General features: G+C 66.6%; 24 protein-coding genes. 16 read left to right on the forward strand and 8 right to left on the reverse strand.

All coding sequences use genetic code 11. The features are described 5' to 3' along the window. Window positions 1–54 precede the first annotated feature (54 nt). A complete protein-coding gene (locus AC5P6S_RS03745) occupies window positions 55–732 on the reverse strand; it encodes an SMI1/KNR4 family protein (protein WP_005411012.1) in 678 nt (225 codons plus the stop codon). A gap of 114 nt (window positions 733–846) precedes the next feature. Between AC5P6S_RS03745 and AC5P6S_RS03750 the strand changes: the two genes are divergently transcribed. After that, entirely contained in the window at window positions 847–1,263 is a 417-nt protein-coding gene (locus AC5P6S_RS03750) for a VOC family protein (RefSeq protein WP_012481244.1), read from the forward strand. Window positions 1,264–1,275: 12 nt separating this feature from the next. On the opposite strand, the gene AC5P6S_RS03755 is transcribed toward AC5P6S_RS03750, so the two are convergent. Beyond that, window positions 1,276–1,971: a DAPG hydrolase family protein gene (locus AC5P6S_RS03755; RefSeq protein WP_012481245.1), complete on the reverse strand. Its 696-nt coding sequence runs from the start codon at window positions 1,969–1,971 to the stop codon at window positions 1,276–1,278. 76 nt (window positions 1,972–2,047) lie between these two features. Between AC5P6S_RS03755 and AC5P6S_RS03760 the strand changes: the two genes are divergently transcribed. Then, on the forward strand, window positions 2,048–2,710 hold the full coding sequence (locus AC5P6S_RS03760) for a TetR/AcrR family transcriptional regulator (protein ID WP_024956057.1): 663 nt from the start codon (window positions 2,048–2,050) through the stop codon (window positions 2,708–2,710). A gap of 152 nt (window positions 2,711–2,862) precedes the next feature. Here the strand turns inward: AC5P6S_RS03760 and AC5P6S_RS03765 are convergent, their stop codons facing one another. Beyond that, window positions 2,863–3,747: a LysR family transcriptional regulator gene (locus tag AC5P6S_RS03765; RefSeq protein ID WP_005411016.1), complete on the reverse strand. Its 885-nt coding sequence runs from the start codon at window positions 3,745–3,747 to the stop codon at window positions 2,863–2,865. Between the two features lie 107 nt (window positions 3,748–3,854). Here AC5P6S_RS03765 and AC5P6S_RS03770 point away from each other — a divergent pair, with 107 nt between their 5' ends. Continuing rightward, window positions 3,855–4,913, forward strand: a complete 1,059-nt coding sequence (locus tag AC5P6S_RS03770) for an NAD(P)-dependent alcohol dehydrogenase (protein WP_012481247.1) — start codon at window positions 3,855–3,857, stop codon at window positions 4,911–4,913. A gap of 121 nt (window positions 4,914–5,034) precedes the next feature. Here the strand turns inward: AC5P6S_RS03770 and AC5P6S_RS03775 are convergent, their stop codons facing one another. Continuing rightward, on the reverse strand, window positions 5,035–6,399 hold the full coding sequence (locus AC5P6S_RS03775; RefSeq protein WP_049396492.1) for a glutamate--cysteine ligase: 1,365 nt from the start codon (window positions 6,397–6,399) through the stop codon (window positions 5,035–5,037). Window positions 6,400–6,551: 152 nt separating this feature from the next. Between AC5P6S_RS03775 and AC5P6S_RS03780 the strand changes: the two genes are divergently transcribed. The 3 genes from AC5P6S_RS03780 (at window position 6,552) to AC5P6S_RS03790 (ending at window position 9,691) form a co-directional block, all read left to right on the forward strand. Beyond that, complete coding sequence (locus AC5P6S_RS03780) at window positions 6,552–7,256, forward strand: VIT1/CCC1 transporter family protein (protein WP_235643478.1); 705 nt, start codon at window positions 6,552–6,554, stop codon at window positions 7,254–7,256. Continuing rightward, window positions 7,253–8,077, forward strand: coding sequence for a helix-turn-helix transcriptional regulator (locus AC5P6S_RS03785; RefSeq protein ID WP_005411020.1), 825 nt, complete (start codon window positions 7,253–7,255; stop codon window positions 8,075–8,077). The genes AC5P6S_RS03780 and AC5P6S_RS03785 overlap by 4 nt, the downstream gene beginning before the upstream one ends. 642 nt (window positions 8,078–8,719) lie before the next feature. Next, window positions 8,720–9,691, forward strand: coding sequence for an MBL fold metallo-hydrolase (locus AC5P6S_RS03790; RefSeq protein ID WP_012481250.1), 972 nt, complete (start codon window positions 8,720–8,722; stop codon window positions 9,689–9,691). Window positions 9,692–9,763: 72 nt separating this feature from the next. On the opposite strand, the gene yihA is transcribed toward AC5P6S_RS03790, so the two are convergent. Next, window positions 9,764–10,366 (reverse strand): ribosome biogenesis GTP-binding protein YihA/YsxC, encoded by a 603-nt coding sequence (yihA, locus tag AC5P6S_RS03795; protein WP_005411022.1) that lies wholly within the window; start codon window positions 10,364–10,366, stop codon window positions 9,764–9,766. Window positions 10,367–10,522: 156 nt separating this feature from the next. Here yihA and AC5P6S_RS03800 point away from each other — a divergent pair, with 156 nt between their 5' ends. From AC5P6S_RS03800 to AC5P6S_RS03815, 4 genes are all read left to right on the forward strand, one after another. After that, window positions 10,523–11,323, forward strand: coding sequence for a c-type cytochrome (locus AC5P6S_RS03800; protein WP_005411023.1), 801 nt, complete (start codon window positions 10,523–10,525; stop codon window positions 11,321–11,323). Between the two features lie 106 nt (window positions 11,324–11,429). Then, on the forward strand, window positions 11,430–12,080 hold the full coding sequence (locus tag AC5P6S_RS03805) for a thiol:disulfide interchange protein DsbA/DsbL (protein WP_005411024.1): 651 nt from the start codon (window positions 11,430–11,432) through the stop codon (window positions 12,078–12,080). 106 nt (window positions 12,081–12,186) lie between these two features. After that, complete coding sequence (locus AC5P6S_RS03810) at window positions 12,187–13,023, forward strand: thiol:disulfide interchange protein DsbA/DsbL (RefSeq protein ID WP_049396488.1); 837 nt, start codon at window positions 12,187–12,189, stop codon at window positions 13,021–13,023. A gap of 53 nt (window positions 13,024–13,076) precedes the next feature. Then, window positions 13,077–13,814: an endonuclease/exonuclease/phosphatase family protein gene (locus AC5P6S_RS03815; RefSeq protein WP_005411026.1), complete on the forward strand. Its 738-nt coding sequence runs from the start codon at window positions 13,077–13,079 to the stop codon at window positions 13,812–13,814. A 109-nt stretch (window positions 13,815–13,923) separates the two neighbouring features. Here the strand turns inward: AC5P6S_RS03815 and AC5P6S_RS03820 are convergent, their stop codons facing one another. Further along, window positions 13,924–14,793, reverse strand: a complete 870-nt coding sequence (locus tag AC5P6S_RS03820) for an EamA family transporter (RefSeq protein ID WP_495204478.1) — start codon at window positions 14,791–14,793, stop codon at window positions 13,924–13,926. Between the two features lie 72 nt (window positions 14,794–14,865). Here AC5P6S_RS03820 and AC5P6S_RS03825 point away from each other — a divergent pair, with 72 nt between their 5' ends. From AC5P6S_RS03825 to AC5P6S_RS03840, 4 genes are all read left to right on the forward strand, one after another. Then, window positions 14,866–15,348 (forward strand): Lrp/AsnC family transcriptional regulator, encoded by a 483-nt coding sequence (locus tag AC5P6S_RS03825; RefSeq protein WP_012481255.1) that lies wholly within the window; start codon window positions 14,866–14,868, stop codon window positions 15,346–15,348. Window positions 15,349–15,357: 9 nt separating this feature from the next. Beyond that, the gene (locus AC5P6S_RS03830) at window positions 15,358–15,909 is read left to right on the forward strand and encodes a M23 family metallopeptidase (protein WP_012481256.1); all 552 of its coding nucleotides are present in this window, start codon (window positions 15,358–15,360) and stop codon (window positions 15,907–15,909) included. A gap of 130 nt (window positions 15,910–16,039) precedes the next feature. Beyond that, on the forward strand, window positions 16,040–18,199 hold the full coding sequence (gene fhuE, locus AC5P6S_RS03835) for a ferric-rhodotorulic acid/ferric-coprogen receptor FhuE (RefSeq protein WP_235643480.1): 2,160 nt from the start codon (window positions 16,040–16,042) through the stop codon (window positions 18,197–18,199). Window positions 18,200–18,401: 202 nt separating this feature from the next. Next, window positions 18,402–18,836, forward strand: coding sequence for a hypothetical protein (locus tag AC5P6S_RS03840; RefSeq protein WP_224481833.1), 435 nt, complete (start codon window positions 18,402–18,404; stop codon window positions 18,834–18,836). Between the two features lie 63 nt (window positions 18,837–18,899). Here AC5P6S_RS03840 and AC5P6S_RS03845 read toward each other — a convergent pair whose 3' ends face one another. After that, window positions 18,900–21,761: a TonB-dependent receptor plug domain-containing protein gene (locus tag AC5P6S_RS03845; protein WP_012481259.1), complete on the reverse strand. Its 2,862-nt coding sequence runs from the start codon at window positions 21,759–21,761 to the stop codon at window positions 18,900–18,902. Between the two features lie 629 nt (window positions 21,762–22,390). On the opposite strand from AC5P6S_RS03845, the gene AC5P6S_RS03850 reads away from it, so the two are divergent. After that, the gene (locus AC5P6S_RS03850) at window positions 22,391–23,278 is read left to right on the forward strand and encodes a hypothetical protein (RefSeq protein ID WP_012481260.1); all 888 of its coding nucleotides are present in this window, start codon (window positions 22,391–22,393) and stop codon (window positions 23,276–23,278) included. A gap of 56 nt (window positions 23,279–23,334) precedes the next feature. Here the strand turns inward: AC5P6S_RS03850 and AC5P6S_RS03855 are convergent, their stop codons facing one another. Next, a complete protein-coding gene (locus tag AC5P6S_RS03855) occupies window positions 23,335–23,742 on the reverse strand; it encodes an ExbD/TolR family protein (RefSeq protein ID WP_024957020.1) in 408 nt (135 codons plus the stop codon). A 150-nt stretch (window positions 23,743–23,892) separates the two neighbouring features. Between AC5P6S_RS03855 and AC5P6S_RS03860 the strand changes: the two genes are divergently transcribed. Next, window positions 23,893–25,878 (forward strand): transglycosylase SLT domain-containing protein, encoded by a 1,986-nt coding sequence (locus tag AC5P6S_RS03860; protein WP_235643481.1) that lies wholly within the window; start codon window positions 23,893–23,895, stop codon window positions 25,876–25,878. The last annotated feature ends 155 nt before the right edge of the window (window positions 25,879–26,033 follow it).

The raw sequence follows: 26,033 nt of genomic DNA on the forward strand, positions 1-26,033 counted from the left end.
TGTTCGGCGCACAAGGAGTCAGAGCCACGCTGCGCGCGGATCCGACCCCGGCCTTCAGGCGTCCTCGCGCACGTAGGCGAACGACTCGTCCAACCGCTCGAAGCCGATCACCTCAGCGACGATGGCCTGTGCATCCTCGTCGCTGATGTTTCCTTCAGCGATATCGTCAACGCGGGCGAACAGCCGCTGCAGGGCTGCGTACTGGTCATCGCGCAGGAACGGCTGGTGGCTCTGCAGCCAGCGCCGCAGGTTGCTGGCCAGCTCGCCGTGCGACAGCAGCGTGTACGGCCCCTGGTAATCAGCAACGGCTTCGACCATCTTGCGGAACAGGAAATCCTGATAGCTGGCGGCCAGCACATCGGCACGATCATCGTCATGCCACACCAGCACGACGGGGGGCTCGGCAAAGCCGGGCGCGTTGCTCCAGAAGCAGTAGCTGTCGCCGCCGCCGGTCCGCGCAAAGGGCAGCAACTGCAGGTCAGTGCGCAGGGGATTGTAATGATCCTCCGCAGTCAGCTCCTGCCACGCCTCGAGCAGCTCATCGTCCTCCAGGGGCTCATAGTCCTGGGCATACAGCAGCACCGGTGGATCCGCCTGCAGCGTCGGGAATACCACCTCGGACCATTCCGGATGTGGGGCACCCCAACTCAACCGATCCGCTGCGTGCAGCTGCTTGAACAGGGGCGGGAAGGACTGGCCGGTGGCCTGTTCGATGCCGGATAGCGCGCTCATGGATGTCCTTGTCGATAGAGACCGCCCAGCTTGCCCGAATCCGCGCAGGAGATGAACGGGTCGCAGCACGCGGCAGGACTAGACTGCGACCACCGGATGCCGCCCATCGCTGCCATGAACGCCACTGCCCACAGCTTCATCGTCAACCTCGACGTGCCCGACCTGGCCGCCGCCGAAGACTTCTACATCCGGGCCTTCGGCCTGCGCATCGGCCGCCGTCTCGGCCCGGGCGCCGTGGAGCTGCTCGGTGGGCCAACGCCGCTCTACCTGCTGCACAACGACGCCGGCAGCGCCGCCACCGAAGACGGCGACGTGCGCGACTACGAGCGCCATTGGACGCCGCTGCACCTGGATTGGGTGGTGGATGACATCGAAGCCGCGCTGGTACGTGCAGTCGCAGCCGGAGCGACGCTCGAGCAATCCGTGCGCGAGCGCCGCTGGGGACGCATCGCCGTGCTGGCCGATCCGTTCGGCCACGGCTTCTGCCTGATCCAGTTCAGTGGCGAAGGCTACGACGCACTGGTCGAATGACCGCTGCACCGCTCACCACGGCAACGGCACCGCTTCGCCGTTGGCGCGCTCGCCGTAGTACAGCGACGGCAGCAGGCGCGAGAGGAAACTGAACTCCGTGTAGCAGTGCTTGAGCAGGCCCAGGCCGACCGCATCGCCGGCATCGCGGTGCGGATCGGTGCTGTCCAGGCCGAGCACGAAGCGGCTGCGCAGCACACAGCCAAACGGCGTATCGCGCGCCACGTGCAGCATCTGCCCGTCGCAGGGATCACCGTTTGCATCCAGGCGGACGTGGTCGCCGAAGCCGATGCGCGCGGCGATCACCGCCGATACATCGCCTGCATCCTGTGCCGCCTGCAGGCGCTCGGGCACCAGCAACGTGCGCGGGTCATGGAACTTCAGGCGCGCCGCCACCGGCGGAATGTCGGCCAGCGATTCCACCGCATGGATGCTGGCGCCGTGGTAGCTGCGCCCGCGCTGCCAGGCCGCGTCCCAGCCGCGATGCTCGACATGATCGACCGGATGCCACCAGCGGATGTGCTGGGTGGTCTCGAAGAAGGTGAACCACCAGTCCAGCATGCGGCCCTTGCAGCCGTGCAGATCGGTGCGCACCGCCACCAGCAGGGTGCCGTCTTCGCGGCGCTGGATGCCGGTCTCCAGGTGCATCGGCGCCGGGTCCAGCAGATCGTGGTGGTCCAGCCAGGCGCGTGCGTTCACAGCGGTATACATCGGGGTCTCCTGCGGTGTTGGGAGCCCCGACAATACGGAAACGGCATTCGTTTCGCAATTGTCCGGATGCGGTAAGATGGGCGCAATGAACAGCACCACCGTGCCCGAGCCCACATCACCAACCCGCCGCCGCGGCCGCCCTGCGCGGCCGGAAGCCGAAGTCCGCCACGCCGTGCTGCAGGCCACGCTGGAACTGCTGCTGGCGCAGGGCTACGAGGCCACCACCATCGAAGCGGTGGCGGCGCACGCCGGGGTGGCGAAGAAGACCGTCTACCGCCACGCCAGCAATCGCGAGGAACTGGTTGGGTTGGCGGTGCGTGAGTGGACCGACGGCTTCGCGCCACAACTGCAGCGCGATGCGCGCAATGCCCAAGAGGTCGTGCCGTTGCTGCAGGACATCCTGCACGCGGTGTGCGCGCAGGCGCTGTCGGCGCAGGCGGTGCAGGTGTTCCGCCTGCTGGCCACCGACTTTCCCGGCAAGGACGCGCTGCTGCAGGCCTATCTGGACAACGGCATCGAACGCGGCCGTGCGCTGCTGGCCGACTGGCTGGCGCGCCAGCAACAGCGTGGGCTGCTACGCGAGGGAGATCCTGTTCGCATGGCGCGATTGCTGCTGGCGATGGCCGTGGCCGAGCCGCTGCGCGAACGCGTGATCGGTGTGGTGGCCGAGGATGCGCCGGTGGACGTGCACCTGCGCGACTGCGTGGCGTTCTTGGCGCCGGTGTTGCAGGCGCCGTAAGGTTGCTCCATCCACGCGTGGCGTGGATCTACCGGCCGGTCCCGATTCGTTGGTCGGCAATGGCCTTGCCCGGTGGGTGCCGACCGTTGGTCGGCAATGGCCTTGCCCGGTGGGTGCCGACCGTTGGTCGGCACCACATCATCCATCGCAACTCACTCGCGCAGCATATCCACGAACGCGCGCAACGCACCGGGCATCTGCCGCTGCTTCGGGTAGTACAGCGCGAAGCCGGCGAACGGTTCGCTCCAGTCTTCCAGCACTGCCACCATCTGGCCGGATTCGATGTACGGGCGGGCGGTGTCTTCCAGCACATAGGCCAGGCCGATGCCATCGAGTACCGCTCTGACCACGGTGCCCTGCTCGCACAGCGTCAGCCGCCCCGGCACATCGATCTCCAGCGCCTGCCCACCGCGCTCGAACTGCCACTTGTACAGATGCCCGCTGGCGAAGCGGAAGCGGATGCATTCGTGTGTGGCCAGGTCGCGCGGATGCTGTGGCGCCGGGCGCCGCCGCAGGTAGTCCGGCGAGCCGACAATCAAGCCACGCAGCGGTGGGCCCATCGGCACCGCCACCATGTCCTCGGGTACGAACTCGTGCAGGCGCACGCCGGCGTCGTAGCCTTCGGCAACGATATCGACCAGGCCATCGTTCTCGGTCAGCTCCACCCGCACGTCGGGATGGGCGTGCAGGAAGCGCGCCAGCCGTGGCCCCAACTGGGTCGGCACTGCGGCGCGGGTAGCATTGATACGCAGCAGGCCCGCCGGCGCGGCGCGGAACTGGTTCATCTCCTCCAGCGCGTCATTCACCTGGCCCAGCGCGGGCTGCAGGCGTTCCAGCAGGCGTTGCCCGGCCTCGGTCAGGGCCACGCTGCGGGTGGTGCGATGGAACAGGCCCACGCCCAACCGTTCCTCCAGCGCGCGGATCGCATAGCTCACCGCCGAGGTCGACAGCGCCAGCTCGGCGCCGGCACGGCGGAAGCTGCGGTGACGGGCGACCGCCGCGAACGCGGCCAGGTGGGTGAGATTGTCAGTGGCCATGATTGTGCAGTTTCACTTGATGAATCATGCCGATATCCGTGCTTCTTGCGGCTGGGTACGGGGCGTATTGTAAAACGCCTTTCGACAAACCCTGCCAAGGATTCCCCATGTCCCTCGCCCGTGGTTACGCCGCCCACTCCCATACCGACCCGCTGGTGCCCTTCGAGTTCGAACGCCGCGCGGTCGGCCCGGACGATGTGCGCATCGAGATTCTCTACAGCGGCATCTGCCACTCCGACCTGCACCAGGCCCGCGACGACTGGGGTGGCTCGATCTACCCGATGGTGCCGGGCCACGAGATCATCGGCCGCGTGACCGAGGTCGGCAGCAACGTCACCCGCTTCAAGGTCGGCGACCACGCCGGCGTCGGCTGCATGGTCGACTCCTGCCGCCACTGCGATGCCTGCGAGCACGACCTGGAGCAGTACTGCGCAGAGGGCGCGACCTGGACCTACAACGGCCGTGAACGCGAAAGCGGCGCGCCGACCTACGGCGGCTATTCCGACCACGTGGTGGTCGAACAGCGCTTCGTGGTGAAGGTGTCCGACACCCTCGACCTGAAGGCCGCCGCCCCGCTGCTGTGCGCCGGCATCACCACCTGGTCGCCGCTGCGCCACTGGAAGGTCGGCCCGGGCCAGAAGGTCGGCGTGATCGGCCTCGGTGGCCTCGGCCACATGGGCGTGAAGTTCGCCAAGGCACTCGGCGCGCACGTGGTGATGATCACCACCACGCCGGAAAAGGGTGCCGACGCCAAGCGCCTGGGCGCCGATGAGGTACTGGTCTCGCGCGATGCCGCGCAGATGAAGGCGCACGCCGGCAGCTTCGACTTCCTGCTCAACACCATCCCGGTCGGCCATGACACCAACCCCTACATGGGCCTGCTCAAGCGTGAAGCCACCATGTGCCTGGTCGGCGTGCTGACCGAACTGGACCCGCCGTTGACCGGTGGCAGCGTGATCTTCGGCCGCAAGCACCTGACCGGCTCGGCGATTGGCGGCATGGCTGAAACCCAGGAAATGATGGACTTCTGTGCCGAGCACGGCATCGTCAGCGATGTGGAGATGATCGACATCAAGAACGTCAACGAAGCCTGGGAACGCATGGCGAAGAACGATGTGCGCTACCGCTTCGTGATCGACATGGCGACGATGAAGGACGCGGCCTGATCCAGGGCAGATGCGAAAAAGAAAAACCCCGGCAATGCCGGGGTTTTTTTCTGGTAGTGCCGGCCGCTGGCCGGCGCCCCCGCCTGGCTGCCGGCCAGCGGCCGGCACTACCGCAATCCACTCAGTACGCGAATTCGCGGAACACCGGATCGACGTCGCCGTGCCAGCGGCCATGGAACAGCGCCAGCTTGCGCTCGGCCGGGGTCAGCCCGGATTCGACGATCTCCTGCAGCACGTCCAGGAACTTGCTCTCGTCCTGGCCGTCGGCATTGCGCGCCGCGCGGCGCTTGAGGCCTTCGACGGAAATCTTCACGGCTTCGCGGGCCAGGTCGCGCACCGTGCCATTGCGGAACGGCAGGTTCATCGCATGCTTCGGCACGCCGTCGCGCAGTGCATGGCGCTCGGCCAGGGTGAAGTCACGCACCAGGTCCCACGCAGCGTCCAGCGCAGCGTCGTCGTACAGCAGCCCGACCCAGAACGCCGGCAGCGCACACAGGCGGCTCCACGGACCACCATCGGCACCGCGCATTTCCAGGTACTTCTTCAGGCGCACTTCCGGGAACGCGGTGGTCATGTGGTCCGACCAGTCGCGCAGCGTCGGCAGCGCGCCCGGCAGCACCGGCAGCCTGGCCTGCATGAAATCGCGGAAGCTCTGCCCGCTGGCGTCGTGGTAGATGCCATCGCGGTAGGAGAAATACATCGGCACGTCGAGCAGGTAATCGACATAGCGCTCGTAACCGAAGCCATCCTCGAACACGAAGTCGAGCATGCCGGTGCGGTCAGCGTCGGTGTCGGTCCAGATGTGCGAGCGGTAGCTCAGGTAGCCGTTGGGCTTGCCTTCGGTGAACGGCGAATCGGCGAACAGCGCGGTGGCGATCGGCTGCAGCGCCAGCGATACGCGGAACTTCTTCACCATGTCCGCTTCGGTGGCGTAGTCCAGGTTCACCTGTACCGTGCAGGTGCGCGTCATCATGTCCAGGCCGAGCGAACCGACCTTGGGCATGTACGCACGCATGATCTTGTAGCGGCCCTTGGGCATCCAGGGCATCTCGTCGCGCTTCCACTTCGGCTGGAAGCCCATGCCGAGGAAACCCAGCTGCAGTTCGCCGGCCACCTGCGCCACTTCGTTGAGGTGGGTGCCGGTCTCCACGCAGGTCTGGTGGATGGTCGCCAGCGCCGCGCCCGACAGTTCCAGCTGACCGGCCGGCTCCAGCGTCACCGAGGCGCCATCGCGCAGCAGGGCGATCGTGTTGCCGTTCTCCTGCACCGGCTCCCAGCCGAAGCGGACCAGGCCGTTGAGCAGCGCTTCGATGCCGCGCTCGCCTTCGAAGGTCGGCGGGCGCAGGTCATCCAGGCGGAACCCGAACTTCTCGTGCTCGGTGCCGATGCGCCACTGCGCGCGGGGCTTCTCGCCGGAGGCGATCACCTCCACCAGCTGCGAGCGGTCGGTAATGGGGGTATCGGCGACGTGGCTGGGGCTCGACAAGGGAAAGGCTCGCTGGACGGTGGCGGGGGATGTGGGGCTCGCGGCCTTCCATCGCAAGGGCGCACTATAGCGTGGCACCCCGTTGCGTCATGCGACGGTGACGGGTTTCAGCATCCTACCGACGCCCTCTTGACCCTCGTACACTCAGAGCCATGAGCCGCCATTCACGACACCCCGAACTGCATCGCTCCGAGCGCGTCGGCTGGCTGCGAGCCGCCGTGCTGGGCGCCAACGATGGCATCGTCTCGGTGGCTGGCCTGGTGGTCGGCGTGGCCGCCAGCGGCGCCTCGGCTGCGACCATCCTGGCCACCGGCGTGGCAGGTACCGTGGCCGGCGCGATGTCGATGGCGGCGGGCGAATATGTCTCGGTGCAGACCCAGGCCGACACCGAAGAGGCCGACCTGGCAATGGAAAAGCGCGAGCTGCGCGACGATCCGCACAGCGAACTGGAGGAGCTGGCCGCGATCTACCGCCACCGCGGCCTGGAGCCTGCGCTGGCGCGGCAGGTGGCCGAACAGCTCACCGCCCACGATGCGCTGGGTGCCCACGCCCGCGACGAACTGGGCATCACCGATACCCTGCGCGCCCGTCCGCTGCAGGCAGCGCTGGCCTCGGCCGGTGCGTTCACCTGCGGTGCGGCGCTGCCAGTGATGACCGCCCTGCTGGCGCCGGTCGACAAGGTCGCACTGATGACCACGGCCAGTACCCTGCTCGGCCTGTGTCTGACCGGCGCGGTGGCAGCCCAGGCCGGCGGCGCCCCGCCGGTACGCGGCGCGATCCGGGTGATGTTCTGGGGTGCACTGGCAATGGCCGCCGCTGCAGGCGTCGGTCGCCTGTTCGGCGCCCCGGTGACATGACCGGCATGCTGCCGCCAGTTACCGCACTGCTGGCCGAGATGGCCAGTCTGGCCGGCTGCGCACGCGCCGAAGGTTATGCGTGCATCACCGCGCGGCGCGAACATGGCGCCAGCTCGGTGGAGATTCCGCAACCGCAGTTCGCGATCCTGCTGGAAGGCCGCAAGCAGGTGCGTACCGCGCACCAGTCGCTGGAGTTCATCCCCGGCGACATCCTGCTGCTGACCCAGCGCTGCCGTATCGATGTGGTCAACACCCCCGACCCACGCAGTGGCCGCTACCTCAGTGCCATCGTGCCGCTGTGTGCCGAAGTGCTGGCGGCCGCACGCACGCTGTGGAGCGAGGAGCTTCCCGCGCCAGGCCAGGCGATGGCGCGGCTGCCGTTGATCGATCATGGCGCGGTGCTGCGCCAGTGGCGGCAATCGCTGCAGGACGGTCGTTACAGCGAAGCGCGGCTGGCCCTGGCCTCGCTGGTACTGACCTTGTGCCGGCAGGGCCACGGCAACCTGCTGCTGCCGCAGGCACCGAGCCTGGGCGAACAGATCCGCGACCGCATCGCCGCCGAACCCGCACGCGACTGGCAATCGCGCGATGTGGAAGAACAGTTCGCGTTGAGCGGCGCGACCCTGCGCCGCCGTCTTGCCGCCGAAGACACCAGCCTGCGCCAGCTGCTCACCGAGGCACGGCTGGCGCATGGCATGCAGCTGCTCTACACCACGGACCTGCCGTTGAAGACCGTGGCAGCGCGCGCGGGCTACCGGTCTGCGGCGAGTTTCAGCAAGCGCTTCGCCGAGCAGTACGGACTGGCTCCCACAGACATTTGAGGGGGTTCGGCAGGGCTTGCAGCCCTGCACCTGCTCAATGCAACGGCAACGGCAACGGCCAAAGCCAGAGCCAGAGCCAGAGCGGCATTCCGTGGGATGGCGGGGCGGTGTGGGTGGGCAGGACACGCCGTAAACCCATCCATGGGGGCTCGATGGCGCCATCCATGGCGCCAACGGTCCTGCCCACCCACACCGCCCCACCTCTGACAGATCTTCGCGACTGTTGGTAGGTGTCGACCTTGGTCGACACATCTGTCAGATATCGAATGAAACTGTGGGGTCAGATCCGTTTTCCTGCGGAAAACGGATCTGACCCCACGAGCTGACAGATCGCGGAAAACTGTCGAAGGCGGGGTGGGTCCGGTTGCGGGAGTGTCCGCGGCATGGATGCCGCGGCCAAGCCCCCATGGACGGGTTTACGGCGTCTCCCGCAACCGGACCCACCCCGCCATCCCACGGATAGCCCGCTGTCGCTGTTGCTGTTGCTTCGGCCGTTGCCCTGGCTCGTAGCGGGTGCAGGGCGCAGCCCTGCAGACAACACCCCTTCCCTGAGCATTCCGCGCAGTGGTTTGAGCGCCGCGCACACGCCGGCCACGGCACTCTGGGCACAACGGAACCGCCCGTCATCCACCGAGAACCGCCATGACCCTGCGTCACCTGCCGCTGCGCGGCGCCCTGCTGCTGGCCCTGTCGCCCCTGCCGCTGGCCGCGCTGGCCGAGGCCACTTCGCCCGCCCCCACCCAGCAGGTGCCTGGTGTCTATCACCAGCGCGTCGGCGCGCTGCAGGTCACCGCCCTGTTCGACGGCGTGGTCGCGCTCGGCCGGCAGGAAGTGGTGGACGTGCCGCCGACGCTGGTCAGCCGCCTGCTGGAAGGCCGTTACGTGCCGGAAGACAAGAAGGGCCTGCAGACCGCGATCAATGCGTTCCTGATCCGCCAGGGCAACCACCTGACCCTGGTCGACACCGGCACCGCGCAGTGCTTCGGACCCGGCCTGGGCCAGGTGCTGGGCAATCTGCGCGCCTCCGGCGTGGACCCGGCCGAGGTAGATGAGGTGCTGCTGACCCACGCCCATCCGGACCACCTGTGCGGCGTACTCGACGCGCAGGGCAAGCCGGCCTACCCCAATGCCACGGTGTGGCTGTCCAAGGCCGATGCCGATTACTGGCTCAACCCGGCCAGCGAGGGCACCGCGCCAAAGGGCGTGCGCTTCGCCTTCCCGCTGGCACGCAATGCGGTCGCGCCATACCAGGCCAGCGGCCACCTGCGCACCTTCAGCCCCGGCGACGCCCTGCCCGGCGGCGCGGTGGCGATGGACACCCATGGCCATACGCCCGGCCATGTCTCTTACCGGTTCGACAGCCAGGGCCAGTCACTGCTGGTATGGGGTGATGTGCTGCACTTCCATGCGGTGCAGTTCGCGCACCCGGAGGCGGCATTCGAGGCCGATTCGGACCGCACAGCGGCCATCGCCAGCCGTCGCGGGCTGCTGCAGCAGGCCACCGCCAACGGCTGGTGGGTAGCCGGTGCGCACCTGCCCTTCCCCGGCCTGGGCCATGTGCGTGGCGAGGGCAAGGCCTATGCGTGGGTGCCGGCGGAGTATTCGCCGTTGTAAGGGTGTGCCGACCAAGGTCGGCACCCACCGATCGGGTAGCGCCCGGCTGCCAGCCGGGCGACCGGAAATGCCTTACTCCAGCCCCAGCCAGCCGCCGATCACGCCACGGGCTTCGTCCACGCCGGTACGGTCTTCGCCGGAGAACACCTGCACGCTGACGCTGTCGCCGTAGGCCGATTGCAGTTCCTTGCGCACCTTCTGCAGGGACTGCATCTGCTGGCTGCGGCTGAGCTTGTCGGCCTTGGTCAGCAGGGCGTGCGCCGGCAGGCCGCGCTGCACGGCGTAGGACAGCATCTGCCGGTCGTAGTCCTTCAGCGGATGGCGGATGTCCATCACCACCACCAGCCCCTTCAGGGCTTCGCGGGTGCGGAAATACTTGTCGATGAAGGCCTGCCAGTGCGCCTGCAGGTCCAGCGGCACCTTTGCATAGCCATAACCTGGCAGGTCGACCAGATGCGCTTCCGGGGTGACCTGGAAGAACACCAGCTGCTGGGTACGGCCAGGGGTCTTGGAGACACGGGCCAGGGCGTTCTGGCGGGTCAGCGCGTTCAGCGCACTGGACTTGCCGGCGTTGGAGCGGCCGGCGAAGGCCACTTCGGCCCCTTCGTCGGGCGGCAGTTGCCGCACGTTGTGGGCCGAAAGGTGGTAACGGGCGCGTTCGATGAGCAATGACATGTGCCTAGGATCGCATGTTGCGGCGCCGCGCGCCCGTGCCGGCGGCCCCTGCGGGCATTTTGCTGCACTGCTGCGTTGACCGTGCGCGGAAACGGCGTTGATAATCCGGGCGATGCCGGCGGCCACCGCCCGGCCCGGTCCATACGGAGCTTCAGCATGCGCCACGCTCGCGTTCTTGCCGTATCCGCCCTTGCCACTGCTGTAGTCGTTGCCGCTGCTGCGTTCGCGCAGACCACGTTGACCCCGCTGCCCGACAACGGGCCGATCAACACCGCCTCGCTGGAGGTGGATTTCAGCAAGACCCACTGGGGCGATGCCAAGGCCGGCCAGACCAAGGCCTCGGCCTGCGCGGCCTGCCATGGCGCCGACGGCAATTCCACGGTGGAGATGTACCCGTCCATCGCCGGCCAGAGCGAACGCTACGTCGCCCAGCAGATGGCCCTGATCGCCAATGGGCAGCGCAGCTCCGGTGCGGCGGTGGCGATGGTGCCGTTCGTGCAGAATCTCACCCCGCAGGACATGCGCGACATCGGCGCGTTCTTCGCCACGCAGAAGGCCACCGCCGGCATCGCCGATGACACGGCAGTCACCGACGGCCCGTACAAGGGCATGAAGTTCTACGAGATCGGCCAGCAGCTGTACCGTGGCGGCGACGCCAAGCGCGGCCTGCCGGCCTGCATGGCGTGCCACGGCCCCAGCGGTGCCGGTAATCCGGGTCCGGCCTATCCGCACATCGGTGGTCAGCACGCCAGCTATGTCGCGCGCCGCCTGCAGGAATACCAGGCCGGCCAGACCAACGAGACCGACAAGGCCCACTTCCAGATCATGGCGACAGTCGCGCAGAAGCTGAGCGAGCAGGAGGTGCAGGCGCTGTCGAGCTACCTGCAGGGCCTGCACAACAAGGCCGACGATGTGGCCACTGCCCCCCCGTCGGCGCAACCGGCTGCCGCCCCCTGACCACCACTGGTCGGCCCGGGCCGCCACCACGGCCCGCGCCTGCGGTATGTTTCCTTCACGCCGGCGACCGCGCCGGCGTTGCTTTTTTCAACGGAGATGCGTGTCGATGAGGTTGATTTCCCGCCTGCTGTTGTCCGTGCTGGTGCTGCTGCCGCTGGCAGCCTGCGCCGCTACCCCCGCCAATGCCCCGCTGGTCGAGGGCAAAGACTACGAGCGCATCGCCCAGCCGGGCCCGTTCCAGCCGCTGGCCGGCAAGATCGAGGTGGTCGAGGTCTTCGGCTACACCTGCCCGCATTGCGCCCACTTCGAACCGCAGCTGGAAGCCTGGGCGGCCAAGCTGCCGGCCGACGTGCGCTTCACCCCGGTCCCGGCTGCCTTCGGTGGCGCCTGGGATGCCTGGGCACTGGCCTACTACGCCGCCGACGAGGTCGGCGTGGCCAAGCGCAGCCACGCTGCCGTGTTCAAGGCCCTGCACGAGCAGGGATCGCTGCCGATGCAGAACGTCTCGGCCGATGAGCTAGCCACCTTCTACAAGGCGTATGGCGTGACCCCGGACCGTTACCTCCAGGCCCTGCGCGGCGACGCCGTACAGAAGAAGGTCGATGCCGCGCGCGCGTTCGCCCAGCGCACCAGGATCCCGGGGACCCCGGCGCTGATCATCAACGGCCAGTACCTGGTGCGTGGCAACAGCTTCGACGACCAGCTGCGCATCGCCTCGGCGCTGATCGCCCAGGCCCGCGCTGCCCGCGGCCGCTGAACCAACACACACCACCGACACGGCGCTGTCGCCGCCGCATGTCATCATTTCCCTCTGGCCGGCGCCTGGCGCCGGCCCCACCATTCCAGATGCTGGAGACGTTTCCATGAAGATCCGTTACGCCCTCGCCCTCGCAGCGCTGCTGCCGATCCTGGCTGCCTGCAAGGCTGATGACGGCAGCACCAACACCACTGCGGCCCCGGCCGAACCGGCTGCAGCACCGGCAGCCACCACCGAACCGGCTGCTGCGCCGGCGGCGGGCAGCGAAGGCGCCGCGCCGGCTGCCCCTGAAGGCGAGAAGGCCCCGGCCGAAACTGCTCCGGCCACCGCACCGGCCCCGACCACCGCCGCACTGACCGGCCCGGCCCCGGTGGAAGGTGCCGACTACCAGGTGATCCCGAACGGCCAGCCGTTCCAGCCGGCCACCGGCAAGATCGAAGTGACCGAGATCTTCGGCTACGTCTGCCCGGCCTGCGCCGCATTCCAGCCGCTGGTCGGCCCGTGGAAGGCCGGCCTGCCGAGCGACGTGAACTTCGTCTACGTGCCGGCCATGTTCGGCGGCACCTGGGATGACTACGCCCGTGCCTTCTACGCCGCGCAGACCCTGGGCGTGCAGGAGAAGACCCACGAAGCGCTGTACGCCGCCATCCACTCGCAGAAGACCCTGAAGGGCGAGCGCGGCCGTGATTCGGTCGAAGACATCGCCAAGTTCTACGGTGCCTACGGCGTGGATCCGAAGCAGTTCGCCGCCACCATGGGCAGCTTCGCGGTGAATGCCAAGACCAACTCGGCCAAGCAGTTCGCGCAGCGCAGCCAGATCAGCGGCACCCCATCGATCATCGTCAACGGCAAGTACCTGGTGAAGGGCAAGAGCTTCCCGGACATGCTGCGCATCGCCGACCACCTGATCGCCCGCGAACGCGGTGCGGCCCAGGCTCACTGATCCAAGAGAAGCGTTTCCCGGCCGTGAATTCCCCCCGTACACGGACCCTGCGCTTGCTGACGGCCAACATCCAGGCCGGCTCAAGTACCCGCCGCTACAGCGACTATGTGACCCGCAGCTGGTCACATGCGCTGCCGGCGGGTCGCAAGCGCAGCAGCCTTGACGCGATCGCCACCTTGGCGCGCGACCATGACATCGTCGGCCTGCAGGAGGCCGACCCGGGCAGCCTGCGCTCGGGCTTCACCAACCAGACCCACTATTTGGCCCAGCGCGCCGGCTTCAATTACTGGAGCCACCAGCCGAACCGGCGCATGGGTGGGGTCGCCTCCAGCGCCAACGGCCTGTTGAGCAAGCTGGAACCGGTTGAAGTGCAGGATCACGCCCTGCCCGGCCGCATCGGCGGGCGCGGCGTGCTGCTGGCCAAGTTCGGCGATGGCGCCGATGGCCTGGCGGTGGCTGTGGCCCATCTGTCGCTGGGCGCGGGATCGCGGATGTCGCAGCTGGGCTTCATCGCCGAGCTGTTGTCCGACCACCCCAACGCGGTGCTGATGGGCGACTTCAACTGCCTGGCCGAGCGCCCGGAAATGCAGGTGCTGTACCAGAAGACCCGGCTGCAGCCCCCGGGCTGCATCGTGCCGACCTTCCCCAGCTGGCGCCCGGACCGCGCCATCGACCACATCCTGGTCAGCAGCGGCCTGCAGACCCGCACCGTGGAAGCCGTACCGGCCGCGTTCTCCGATCACCTCGCCCTGGCGATGCAGATCGACGTCCCGGCCGACGCCCTGCGCTGACTCGCCGTTACGGTAGGTGCGGACCGTTGGTCCGCACGCTCTGCGCCGGGCGCCGCCCGGCGCCCCCTAAATCGGGGCACAAACGACTTAATCCCCTCCGTCCCCTTTTTCAGGCGGTGACGGGTGCCTTCAACCGCCGCGCGGTCATCGTGCTGCCCACCGAGGCCAACACCGTGCAGCCGATCGCCAGCCACTGCAGCCCGTGCAGGTGCTCGTGCAGCAACAGCATCGCCCACAGCGCGGCCACCGCCGGCTCCATGCTGATCAGGATGCCGAAGGTCTCCTTCGGCAGGCGCTTGAGCGCCATCATTTCCAGCGACATCGGGATCGCGCTGGACACCAGTGCCACCAGCAGGCCCGCCGCCAGGATCTTCGGGTCGAGCAGCGCCGCACCGGCATGCACCACGCCCACCGGTACCACCACCAGAGACGCCGCCAGCAGCCCCAGCGAGACCGAGTGCCCGGCATGCAGATGACCGGCACGCTTGCCGAACACGATGTACAGGCCCCAGCAGGCCGCAGCGCCTATCGCGTACAGCACGCCGGCCGGGTCCAGCGCGGGGCCACCGCCGATCGGCAGCAGCAACAGCAGCCCCACCGCCGCGCAGCCTACCCAGAGGAAATCGATCGGGCGTCGTGATGACAGCATCGCCACCGTCAGCGGCCCGGTGAACTCGATGGCCACCGCGATGCCGAAGGGAATCGTGCGCAGGGCCATGTAGAACAGCAGGTTCATCAGCCCCAGGGTGAGCCCGTAGCGCAGGATGGTGATTGCATCCACGCGGCTGGTCTTCCAGCGCCATGGTCGCCAGAACAGCAGTAGCAACAGCGCTGAAAAGCCCACGCGCAGCGCGCTGGTGCCCTGCGCACCGATCAGCGGGAACAGGTGTTTTGCGTAGGAAGTGCCGATGGCCAGCGAGGTGACCGAGCCGAGCACCGCCAGCGCCGGCAACATCGGCGCAAGTCGTGAGGTCTGCATCCGCAAAGTCTATTGCGTCGGCGCCGAGCACTTGGCTCAATTGACAGCCTGTTCGTGCAACTTCTGCTCGCCATGGCCATCGCTCCCGTGCTCGACAGTTTCGACCGCGCCATCCTCGACCTCCTGCAGCGGGACAACACCCTGCCGCAGCGCGAAATCGCCGAGTCCGTGCACCTGTCCACCCCGGCCGTGCAACGGCGCATCAAGCGCCTGCAGGACAGTGGCGTGATCGCGGCCAACGTGGCGGTGGTCGCCGCAGCCAAGATCGGTCGGCCGCTGACCATCATCGTCGAGGTGCGCGTGGTCAGCGAGCAGCGCGACCGCGTGGCGCCGTTCAGGCGCCGCGTGCAGGACGACCCTGCGGTGCAGCAGTGCTACTCCATCACCGGCGATGGCGATTTCCTGCTGCTGCTTTCGGCGGCGTCGATGGAAGAGTACGAGGCCATCACCGAGCGGTTGTTCGGCGGCGATGACAACATCGAGCGCTTCCGCACCTCGGTGGCACTGGGCACGTTGAAGCGGAGTTTCGAGGTCCCGCTGGCACCGGTTCTGTAGCGTCGAGCCATGAATACACCGTCCTCCCACGCCCAACGCCTGCGCCGCTGGTTGCTGCGTAGCCTGTGGCTGGCCATTGCGCTCATCGCGGCGATGACGCTGTGGAACAGCCCATGGGCGGCCGCACCGAAGATGCTGTGGGCGCTCTCGCGGATGCCGCCGGCCACGCAACTACCGGTGCCGGTGGACGGCGTGCGGCCACGCCAGATCGCCGATACCTTCGGCGCGCCACGTGGCCGTGACCGCTCCCACGCCGGCATCGACATCTTCGCCAAACGCGGCACCCCAGTGCGCAGCGCCACGGCCGGTGTCGTCGCGGATGTCAGCGAACGCGGGCTCGGCGGGCGTCAGGTCTGGGTGATCGGGCCTGGGCGCGAACGCTACTACTACGCGCATCTGGAGGACTGGGCCGACGGCCTGGCACGCGGCCAGGTGGTGCAACCCGGCGATCTGCTCGGCCATGTCGGCGACAGCGGCAACGCCAAGGGCACGCCGCCGCACCTGCACTGGGGCGTCTACGGCACCGACGGCGCGCGAAACCCGCTGCCATTGCTGCGCTGACTGCCACTGCACACCCGCAGACCGATCTGTTCATCATTTGTAAATAGGAATAGTTCGTATTACCATTTCTTTCGTTTCCGGTGGTGCCAGGACGGCCTGCCCGTCCGTTTCCCACCCGTCCAGGACCCCCATGACCCGTTCCGTCTTCCGTACGCCGCAGCCACAACGGCTGTCCGTTGCCGTGCTCGCCGTTCTCTGCGCCGTGGCCCCGGCCGCCTTCGCCGAAACCGCCGCCGATCCGACCAACCTCGACAAGGTGGTGGTGAAGGGTGAACGCGCCGAAGGCTATTCGGTGCGCCGCACCTCGGCCGGTACCCGCTTCGACCTGGCCCCGCGCGAGATCCCGCAGTCGATCAGCATCATCAGCCACCAGCGCATCGAAGATCAGAACCTCGACGACATCATCGACGTGCTGGCCAACACCACCGGCGTGACCAGCACCCAGTCCGACAGCGAACGCACCGAGTTCTACGCGCGCGGTTTCTACATCGATGCCTACCAGTTCGATGGCCTGCCGACGCAGATGGTGCAGAACTGGAGCTACGGTGATTCCGGCCTGGACCTGGCGCTGTACGACCGCGTGGAAGTGGTGCGTGGTGCCACCGGCCTGCTCAGTGGTGCCGGCAATCCGTCCGCGTCGGTGAACCTGATCCGCAAGCATGCCGACAGCGCCGAACTGACCGGCAGCGCCTCGGTGAACGTCGGCAGCTGGGGCCGCACCCGCACCACCGTGGACGTGGGCAGTGCACTGAACGCCAGCGGCACCGTGCGCGGCCGCGTGATCGGCAGCTACCTGGACACCGACGGCCAGATGGATCGCTACAACCAGCGCAAGACGCTGGGCTATGCGGTCATCGACGCCGACCTGACCCCGGACACCCAGCTGAGCGTGGGCTACGACTACCAGCAGAAGCGCGCCAACGGCGCGACCTGGGGCGGCTTCCCGATGCTGTACTCCGATGGCTCGCGCACCGGCTATGACGAATCGTTCAACGCCAGCCCGAACTGGACCTACTGGGACACCACCAGCAAGCGCGCGTTCGCCACCCTGCAGCACGCCTTCAGCAATGGCTGGAAGTTCAAGGTCGGTGCCACGCACGATGAGACCAAGGCCGACGACAAGCTGTTCTACCCGGCATACAACGACTGGACCACGGGCGCATCGAACTTCGACAGAACCAACGGCACGGGCATCTCGCCTTCCGCGGGTTTCTACAACACTGAGCGCAAGGTCACCGGTGTTGATGGCTACGTTGACGGTCCGTTCCAGCTGTTCGGCCGCGAGCACCAGTTCATGGCCGGACTGAGCTACAACAAGCGCGACTATGCCAACTACGGCGACTACCAGGTCGGTGGCGCCGGCAAGACCTGGGACCCGTTCACCAGCTACCTGCACTGGACCGGCAACATCAGCGAGCCGAACTGGAACCCGCTGGCACTGGCCAGCCAGGGCACCATCACCCAGAAGGCCGGTTACGCCGCCGCACGCCTGTCACTGGCCGATCCGTTGAAGCTGATCATCGGCGCCCGCTACACCGACTGGAAGAGCGAAGGCGAGAACGACGACCGCGAACACAAGGTGACCACCCCGTACGCCGGCCTGGTGTATGACATCAACGACACCTACTCCGCGTACGCCAGCTACACTGAGATCTTCCAGCCGCAGACCGCCCGCGACCGCAACGACCGTTATCTCGACCCGGTCGACGGCAAGAGCTACGAGGTGGGCGTCAAGGGGGCTTGGTTCGACAACCGCCTGAATGCCTCGCTGACGGTGTTCCGCATCGAGCAGGACAACGTCGCCCAGGTCACCAGCGAGCCGATCCTCGGCCGCCCGGGTGAGTTCGCCTCGATCGCCGCACGCGGCACCGTCAGCCGTGGCTTCGAGTTCGAGGTGAACGGTGAACTGGCACCGGGCTGGAATGCCACCTTCGGCGCCTCGCGCTACGTGGCCAAGGACATCAACGACGCCGACATCAACACCAACCTGCCGCAGACCGCCCTGAAGCTTTTCACCAGCTACACCCCGCAGTCGCTGCAGGAACTGACCGTCGGTGGCGGTGCCAACTGGCAGAACCGCATCTACTACGCGGTGCCTGCCTACGGCCGCATCGAGCAGAGTGGCTATGCACTGGTCAGCGCCTTCGTGCGCTACCGCATCTCGCCGGAGTTCAGCGTGCAGGCCAACCTCAACAACCTGCTGGCCAAGAAGTACCTGTCGCAGATCAACGGCTACGGTGCGTATGGCGATGGCCGCAACGGCTCGCTGACGTTCACCTGGTCGTTCTGATGTAACCGGCTTCTGTGGAGTCGAGCCATGCCCGACTCGGTCACAGAGGGCAGTCGAGCACGGCTCGACTCTACAACGGGGGCGCTCAGCGCCCTCGTTGCAGCGGCGCCCCGGCAGGTGTAGCGTCGCGGACACGGTGGCCTGCAGCTTCGACCCGTGCCATACGGGCACCTTGCGCCTCCCCCTTCAAGGACGACCGGCCATGCGCACCCGCACGAAACTCGGTGTCTCGCTCATGGCCCTGTTCTCGTCGCTACCGCTGATGATCGGCACCGGCAACGGCTACTTCATCCTGCTTCTGCTGATCGGCCTGCCCGCCGCCATCCTGTCCTGGTTCGATCTGGGCCGTGAACTGCGTGCCATCCCCAGCCCCACCCGTACCGAGCGAGCGCTCGGCCTGGCAATGGGCGTTCCGCAGGTGCTGTTCGGGCTGTTGTGTGCGGTCATCGGCCTGCTGTTGGTTGTCTGGATCCTTTACAACCTGCTGATCGAGCACCAATCGCAGTTCCGCATCCCGTCACTGCCCGCCTTCGCGGCTGGGCCGATGATGATCGTGGTCGGGCTGGGTTGGGCGCGCACAGCCTTCCGCCGCGCGGCCCTTGAGCAGGACGCCCCGGAACAGGACATTCCGGATTGATCCCCGATGACCGGTGCCGGGACATGCCCGGCACCGGTCCCTCAGCCCGGCACCGGTCCCTCATCAGAACCGCAGATCCGCGCGCAGGTACCAGTAGCGGCCACGCGGGATGTCGTAGGTCGAAGCGTCGTAGCCGTTCAACGAGCACGACAGGCAGATCGGCGGATCCTTGTCGAACACGTTGTTCAGGCCGGCGGTCAGCTGCAACCCCTTCATCCAGTCGATCTTGTAGCCCACCTGCATGTCGTGGAAGGTGGTGGCCGACAGCGTGTTGGTGCCCGCTGCCTGGTTGCTGCACACCGGGAAGGCCGCGGCATCGCCACAGTTCTCGGTCAGCTCGGAGATGTGCCGCACCGTCCAGTTGGCGCTCCAGCGATCCATCGTCCAGCCGATGCTGGCATTGCTGGTCCACTCCGGAATCGAGCTGTCGGCCACTTCCACGCCCGGCTTCTGCGGCTGCTTCTGCCCGGCCGCGCCGGTGGCCTCGTAACGGCCGACGAAGGTGTTCTTCCACGCCAGCTTGAACTGGCCGATGGAGGTCTGCGGCAGGGTCCAGAACAGATCCACGTCCCAGCCGTCGGTCTTGATCGACCCCAGGTTGGTCAGGCGGTTGTTGAAGCTGCTGACCGCACCGGTGCTGGCACGGGTGATGCCATCGCAGTAGACCGGGTCCAGCGTATCCACGCACAGGTCCAGCTGGGTCTGCGCGTTGATCGCTTGGATCGCACCATCGATGGCGTGGCGGTAGAAGGTCACTTCCACGTCGAAGCGCTCCGACCACGACGCATTGTTGCCGAACCATGGGCTCCACACGAAGCCGGCGCTGAAGCTGCGCGAGCGTTCCGGCTCCAGCTCACGGTTGCCGCCGGTGGTCACCGAGATCTGCGAGTTGGCCTGCTGGAAGCCGGCCGGCACGCCCAGCGCGGCACAGTTGGCGGCGCTGCCACGCGGCGGAGTGCCGCCCAGACCCACCGAGCACGGGTCGAACAGCTGCAGGTCGGCACGCGCCGCCGAGCCGTACAGTTCACCGATCGACGGTGCGCGGAAGCCCTCGGCGTAGGTGGTGCGCAGCACGAAGTCATCGGTCACCTGCCAGCGCAGGCCGTACTTGGGCGTGAATTCACCACCAAAGGTGGAGTAGTCCGAATAGCGGCCGGCCAGGCTCAGGTCCAGCTTCTTGCCGAACGAGGAATCGGCGAAGATCGGCACGCTCAACTCCAGGTAGGCCTCGTTGACGTCGTAGGAACCGGAGGTCGGCTGCGACGGTACGCCGTTGTAGTGGCCGATCACCGTCAGCGGATCGGGCTGGTAGGAGCCCTTGTACTTGCGGTACTCGAAGCCGGTGGCGAACGATACCGGACCGGCCGGCAGCGAGAACAGCTCGCTGGACAGGTTGGCGGTGAACAGGCTCAGTTCGTTCTGGCTGCGGTCGCGCACCACCGGCTGGATCCACTTCAGCATGTCCGGGGTGATCGAACCGACGCCGCCGAAGATGTTCAGCGGCACGCAGCCCGGCGTGGCCGCACAGATGGACGGATCGCCCAGCGCCATGTTCACCTTGTAGATGTCATAGCTGCCGTAGTTGGTCTGTTCGGCCTTGTTCTTGCTGTACATGCCGTTGACATCCCAGTACCAGCTGCGGTCGGCGGCATGGAAGTCACCGACCAGGCCGGTGGCGAAGTAAGTGGTGTCCACTTTCTGCTTGAACACGCGCGCACCGCCTTCCACCGGGCGACGACCGATCAGGCTCATGTTGTCACCGGAAACCAGATCGAAGCCGAACGGGTTGTACGGATTCAGGCGCGAGACCACGATGTTGTCGGCCAGCGGATTGCCGGTCGCGCCATCGGGGCCGAAGAACAGCGGCTCCGGGCCGGCCTGGTTGGTCGACTCACGACGGTTGCCCAGTGCCTTGACGTACCACTGCACGTTGTCGGTGATGTCGAAGCGGAACTGACCGAACAGGCCTTTGCGCTCCGACGGCGTCAGCACCATGTTGTATTCGGCGAAGTTGAAGCGGTCGGCGGTGGTGAAGCAGTGGTAGTCATCCGTGCGGCTGCAGCCGGCGCTGCCGTCGTAGCGCGGATTGCTCACGCCGGTATTGGGCACGATGTTCTGCACCGCACCGGTGTTCGGGTCGGTGAACATGAAACGGCCCTGCGGAATGCCACCGCTGCCGAACGCCAGGCCGGTGCCGGGAATCGGGAAGCGCGACTGCTCGCGGTCCTTGGCGAATACCGGATCCTGCTTGGTCCAGCTGGCGCCCAGGAACAGGCTGAAGCGGTCGCCACTCTTGCCCCAGGCCAGGTCCACGCCCTTCTGCGTGCCGTCGCCCTTGCTGTACTCGCCGTAGTTCAGCGTCACCTGCCCACCATCGAAGTCACGGCGGGTGATGATGTTGACCACGCCGGCAATGGCATCGGAGCCGTACAGCGACGACGCGCCATCTTCCAGCACCTCGATGCGCTCGACGATGGCCAGCGGAATGGTATTGAGATCGGTGGCCGAGCCGACGCCGGAGGCGGACGACTCATTGACCCAGCGGATGCCATCGACCAGCACCAGCACGCGCTTGGCCCCCAGATGGCGCAGATCGACCTGCGCCGAGCCGGCACCCACGCCACTGCCATCGGGCGGGAAACCGAAGTTGCCGGACGAGTTGAACTTGGCGTTGAGCGCCGAACCGGAACCGGTGAGCTGCTGCAGCACTTCGCCGATCGAGGTCAGGCCGGTGCGTTCGATGTCACCGCGCGTCAATGTCTGGATCGGCACCTGGCCTTCGACTTCAGCGCGCTTGATGCGGGTACCGGTCACTTCCACCGCATCAAGGTTGGTGGTGGACTGCGCAGCGGCACCCAACGGTGCCAGGGCCGTCACGCACAGCGCAACGGCAACCGCCAACGGGCGGTGATGCAGGTGAATCATTCGCTCTCTCTCCAAAGGAATGTCGGGACATGGACTGCCGCGCTCCCCCCTGCGTGGCGGCAGCGTCTCCTTTGTAAACAAACAGTAAAAGCCACGGCGTGATGATCGACACTCTTTCACGCGGAATTGACGCAATTGCAGGCCGATTACGTCAGATAGCTGCAGGTTATGACCGGACGATACTGTTCGCTGTGAACGTCGTTAATGCCGGGTGCGACAGCCGTTTCCCGGCTTTCCCGCAATTGGGCAAGTGCTCTTGCCGATCCGTCCAACGACAATGCGCCTTCGCCATCGGCAGCATGATGATCGCCGTTGCCGTCGGTTGACGGTCTCGATCAGATCGCTTTCTAGCTGGAACTCATACCAAGATGGTGAGTAACCCGTAGGGAGGAGCTCTTGCAATGATGGACTGCAGATCGCCGGGATCACCGTGCGAACGTGAGGCACTCAATGTCTGCTCTTTCGGATCCTGCCATCTCGATGACAGAGCTAAATGCATCGACTAGCTTGAACCTACGGAGCAAATTCAGACAACATTTAGGAACAGTTTGAAAACTGCCCGTCAAACGGATTTTCGGGGCCGACCAAGGTGAGACTGAGAACCCCAGTCATTCTCATGAGGCTCAATTGTGAAAACAATCACCGTCATGATCCATGTCGCGATTGTCACGGCATTGCTTCTGTCCCCGGCAAGCGAATCGAGAGCGGGGGGCCTGATTGAATGCAACAACTGTGCATCTCCCAAGGATGCAGCCCTGATGTCAGGCTCCGGGTTGGCGGTTGTAATGGACTTCGAAAAAGCCCGACTGAGCGCCTTCGAAGTTGAATATGATCGCGAGATCAGAAAGTGGCGCGCACTTTCGACACCGGTTCCCGCACAGATTCAAATGGCCTTCCTACGAATTCTGGATGCGACGTCAGCCTTTCGAGCGTCACCTGAAGACGCCCACGCGATGGCAGGAGGCGGATCAGTAGTCGTGCTGCATCCAGACAACCCCGGAAACACCAATGGAGTGAGGTTTCCCGAGTCTTACAAGTCCTCCAATACCTTCGACATCGTCGCCTCAGCCACACTGAGAACCAGACTTGGCCAGTATCTAGCCACAGAACTGGCAGGAGCCAATACGGGAAGCCCAACCTGGAACAGCATTGCGCTCTCGATTCAACAAGCGGCCCTGAACTGGGCAGGTCTCAAAGGTGGCGGATCCATAGCAATAATGATCACATGGCGTGACGGGTCAAAGACGCTTTATCGAGTAACACCCGACAACGTGGCCGAAGCCAAGTATCAGAAGGGCGAAAGTCGCGACAGCACAGGCAACAAGGTTCCTGACGACTCCATCGCCGACCCGATCTCCGCCCCTTCGTACGCCGGACAATACTATTTCGGCCAGCATCGTGACCTGGACAACTGGGTCAGATCCGCACAGATGTATGGAGTCCCCGTCCAGCGCGGAAGCAGCAGCCGCATCTCGTGCAGTTGGGATGGTCGCACAGTCTACTGCCAGCAATACTGACACCCACATCCGCCGCTCATGTCGCAATCTCCCCATGAGCGGCGGTTTAGATAGCCCTACCGCACGAACGCAATGCGCTCCATACCGGTGGCCTCGGCAGCGGCCAGAATCCGCGCCATGCCTTCGTACTCGGCCGCCGGATCGGTGGCGATGCGCAGCTCCGGCAGGTTGCCGGCATGTTCGCCCACCTGTGCCTGCAGGCGCACCTGCAGATCGCCAATGGCCATCGGCTGGCCATTCCAGCTGAGCTGGTTGCCAGCGTCCAGGCTCAGCTCGATCGGCGGTGGCGGTTCGGGGCGATCGATCGTGCGATCGGTGGCCTGTGGCAGCTGCACGGCAATCGGCCGGGCCACGATCGGCGCGGTCACGATGAAGATGATCAACAGCACCAGCATCACATCCACCAGTGGCGTGACATTGATGTCCGCCAGCGGGCCGCTTCTTCCTGCGCTACTGAACGCCATGTGCCGCTCCGTGCAGCCGGGCCGTTCGCCCAAGGCCGACAGTACGTCGCCTTCCGTCACCTGCGGCAGTGCCTGTACGGGTTCGTTCAGCTGTCGTTGCCGACGCCCGGCGTGCACGCAATGCGAAACTGAATTCAGCCAGCCCCCGCTATGCTGGGCGCCATGACCCGACGCTCTTCGACCGCCCTGTCCCTGCTGCCCTTGGCCACCTCGCTGCTGATCGGCTGCGCCAATGCCCAGTCCCTCGACACCCAGAACGCGCAGCTGAAGGCCGCGATCGCTGCCGCCGAACGCGGCCAGTTCGATCCCGGCCAGGCCGCCGCACTCAGCCGCCATCCGGCTTACGGCTGGCTGGAGTACGCCAACCTGCGCCGCAACATCGACACCGTCGATACCGCGCAGGCCCAGGCCTTCCTCAAGCGCTATGACGGCCAGGCCGTGGCCAACACGTTCCGCAGCGTGTGGTTGCCCTCGGTCGCACGCCGCCAGGACTGGCCCACCCTGCTCGCCAACTGGGCGCCCACCGACAACGCAGGCCTGCGCTGTGCGCAGCTGACCGCGCGCCAGGTGACGGGCAAGGTCGATCCGCAGTGGATCAGCGAGGCACAGGACCTGTGGCGCAAGAACGGCAAGTCGCTGCCGGACGGCTGCGACGCGGTATTCGCAGTGCTGCAGGCACAGGGCGGACTGAGTGACGCATTGCGCTGGGAACGCATCGATGCCGCCGCCGACGCCCAGCAGCCGGCCGTGATGCGCAGCGCCGCACGTGGCCTGCCTGCCACCGACCTGGCGCTGGCCAACAATTACGCCGCCTTTGTCGACAAGCCCAATGCCAGCGCATTGAACTGGCCGCGCAACGAGCGCAGCCGGCGCATCGCCACCGACGGCCTGGCCAAGCTGGCCAAGGCCGACCCGGCCGCCACCGAACAGCAGTTGCCGCAGTACGCCCAGGCGCTCGGCCTGAGTGCCGAGCAGCAGGGCCAGGTGCTGTACCAGATCGCGCTGTGGACGGTGGCTTCCTATCTGCCCGATTCGGCACGCCGCCTCAACGCGGTGCCGGAATCGGCGTATGACGAACGCCTGCACGAATGGCGCGTGCGCGAAGCGATGTCGCGCGGTGACTGGCCGGCGGCACTGACCGCGATCCGCAAGATGGCCAGCAAGCAGCGCAGCGACCCGCGCTGGCGCTACTTCGAAGGCCGCATGCTGGAGAAGACCGGCCAGGCCCAGCAGGCGCAGCCGTTGTTCCGCGATGCGGCGCGCGCACCGACCTTCCACGGTTTCCTCGCTGCCGACAAGCTGCAGCAGGGCTATACCCTGTGCCCTTGGAAGCCGAACGACAGCGCGCAGGCACAGGCGGTGATCGCGCGCGACCCGGCCATCCAGCGCGCGATGGCGCTGTACCAGATCGACCGCACCGGCTGGGCCGTGGCCGAATGGAACAGCGCGCTGTCGCGCTTCGATGACACCCAGCGCCGCCTCGCGGTACGCGTCGCGCAGGACAACGGCTGGTTCGACCGCGCCGTGTTCGCGCTCGGCAAGCAGCCGCAGGAACAGCGCCTGTACGACCTGCGCTTCCCGCTGCACCACGACGCCACCATCCGCCGCGAATCGGCACGCAACGCGATCGATCCGGCCTGGGTGGCGGCGGAAATCCGCGCCGAGAGCACGTTCACCCCGCGTGCGCGCTCGCCTGCAAACGCCATGGGCCTGATGCAGGTGCTGCCGGCCACCGGTGCCGGTGTGGCCAAGTCGATCGGCCTGACCGGCTACGGCGGCGCCGACAGCCTCTACGACCCGGACACCAACATCGCCATCGGCACCGCCTACCTGCGCCAGCTGATGAACAAGTACGACGGCCTGCCGTACGTGACCATCGCCGCCTACAACGCCGGCCCGACCCCGACCGCGCGCTGGCAGAGCCAGCGCCCGGGCTTTGACCCGGACCTGTGGATCGAGACCATCAGCTACAAGGAAACCCGCGAGTACGTCGCCCGTGTGCTGGCCTTCAGCGTGATCTACGACTGGCGCCTCAATGGTGATGCACTGCCGCTGAGCGACCGCCTGATGGGCCGCCTGGTGGACAAGCGCAAGAACTTCAGCTGCGCCGCCAACGCCGAGCAGGGCGGGGATTGATCGCAACACGGTACTGCCGGCCGCTGGTCGGCATTCCCCGGTATCCACGCCCTGGGGAGTGAAACGATGAGCCTGCTGGCCTGGATCAGGCTGGCCGCTGTATCGGTAGTGCCGGCCGCTGGCCGGCAGCTTCGGGGTGACTGCGGTTGCCGGCC

This window comes from Stenotrophomonas sp. YJH_SMC_119, assembly GCF_059368315.1.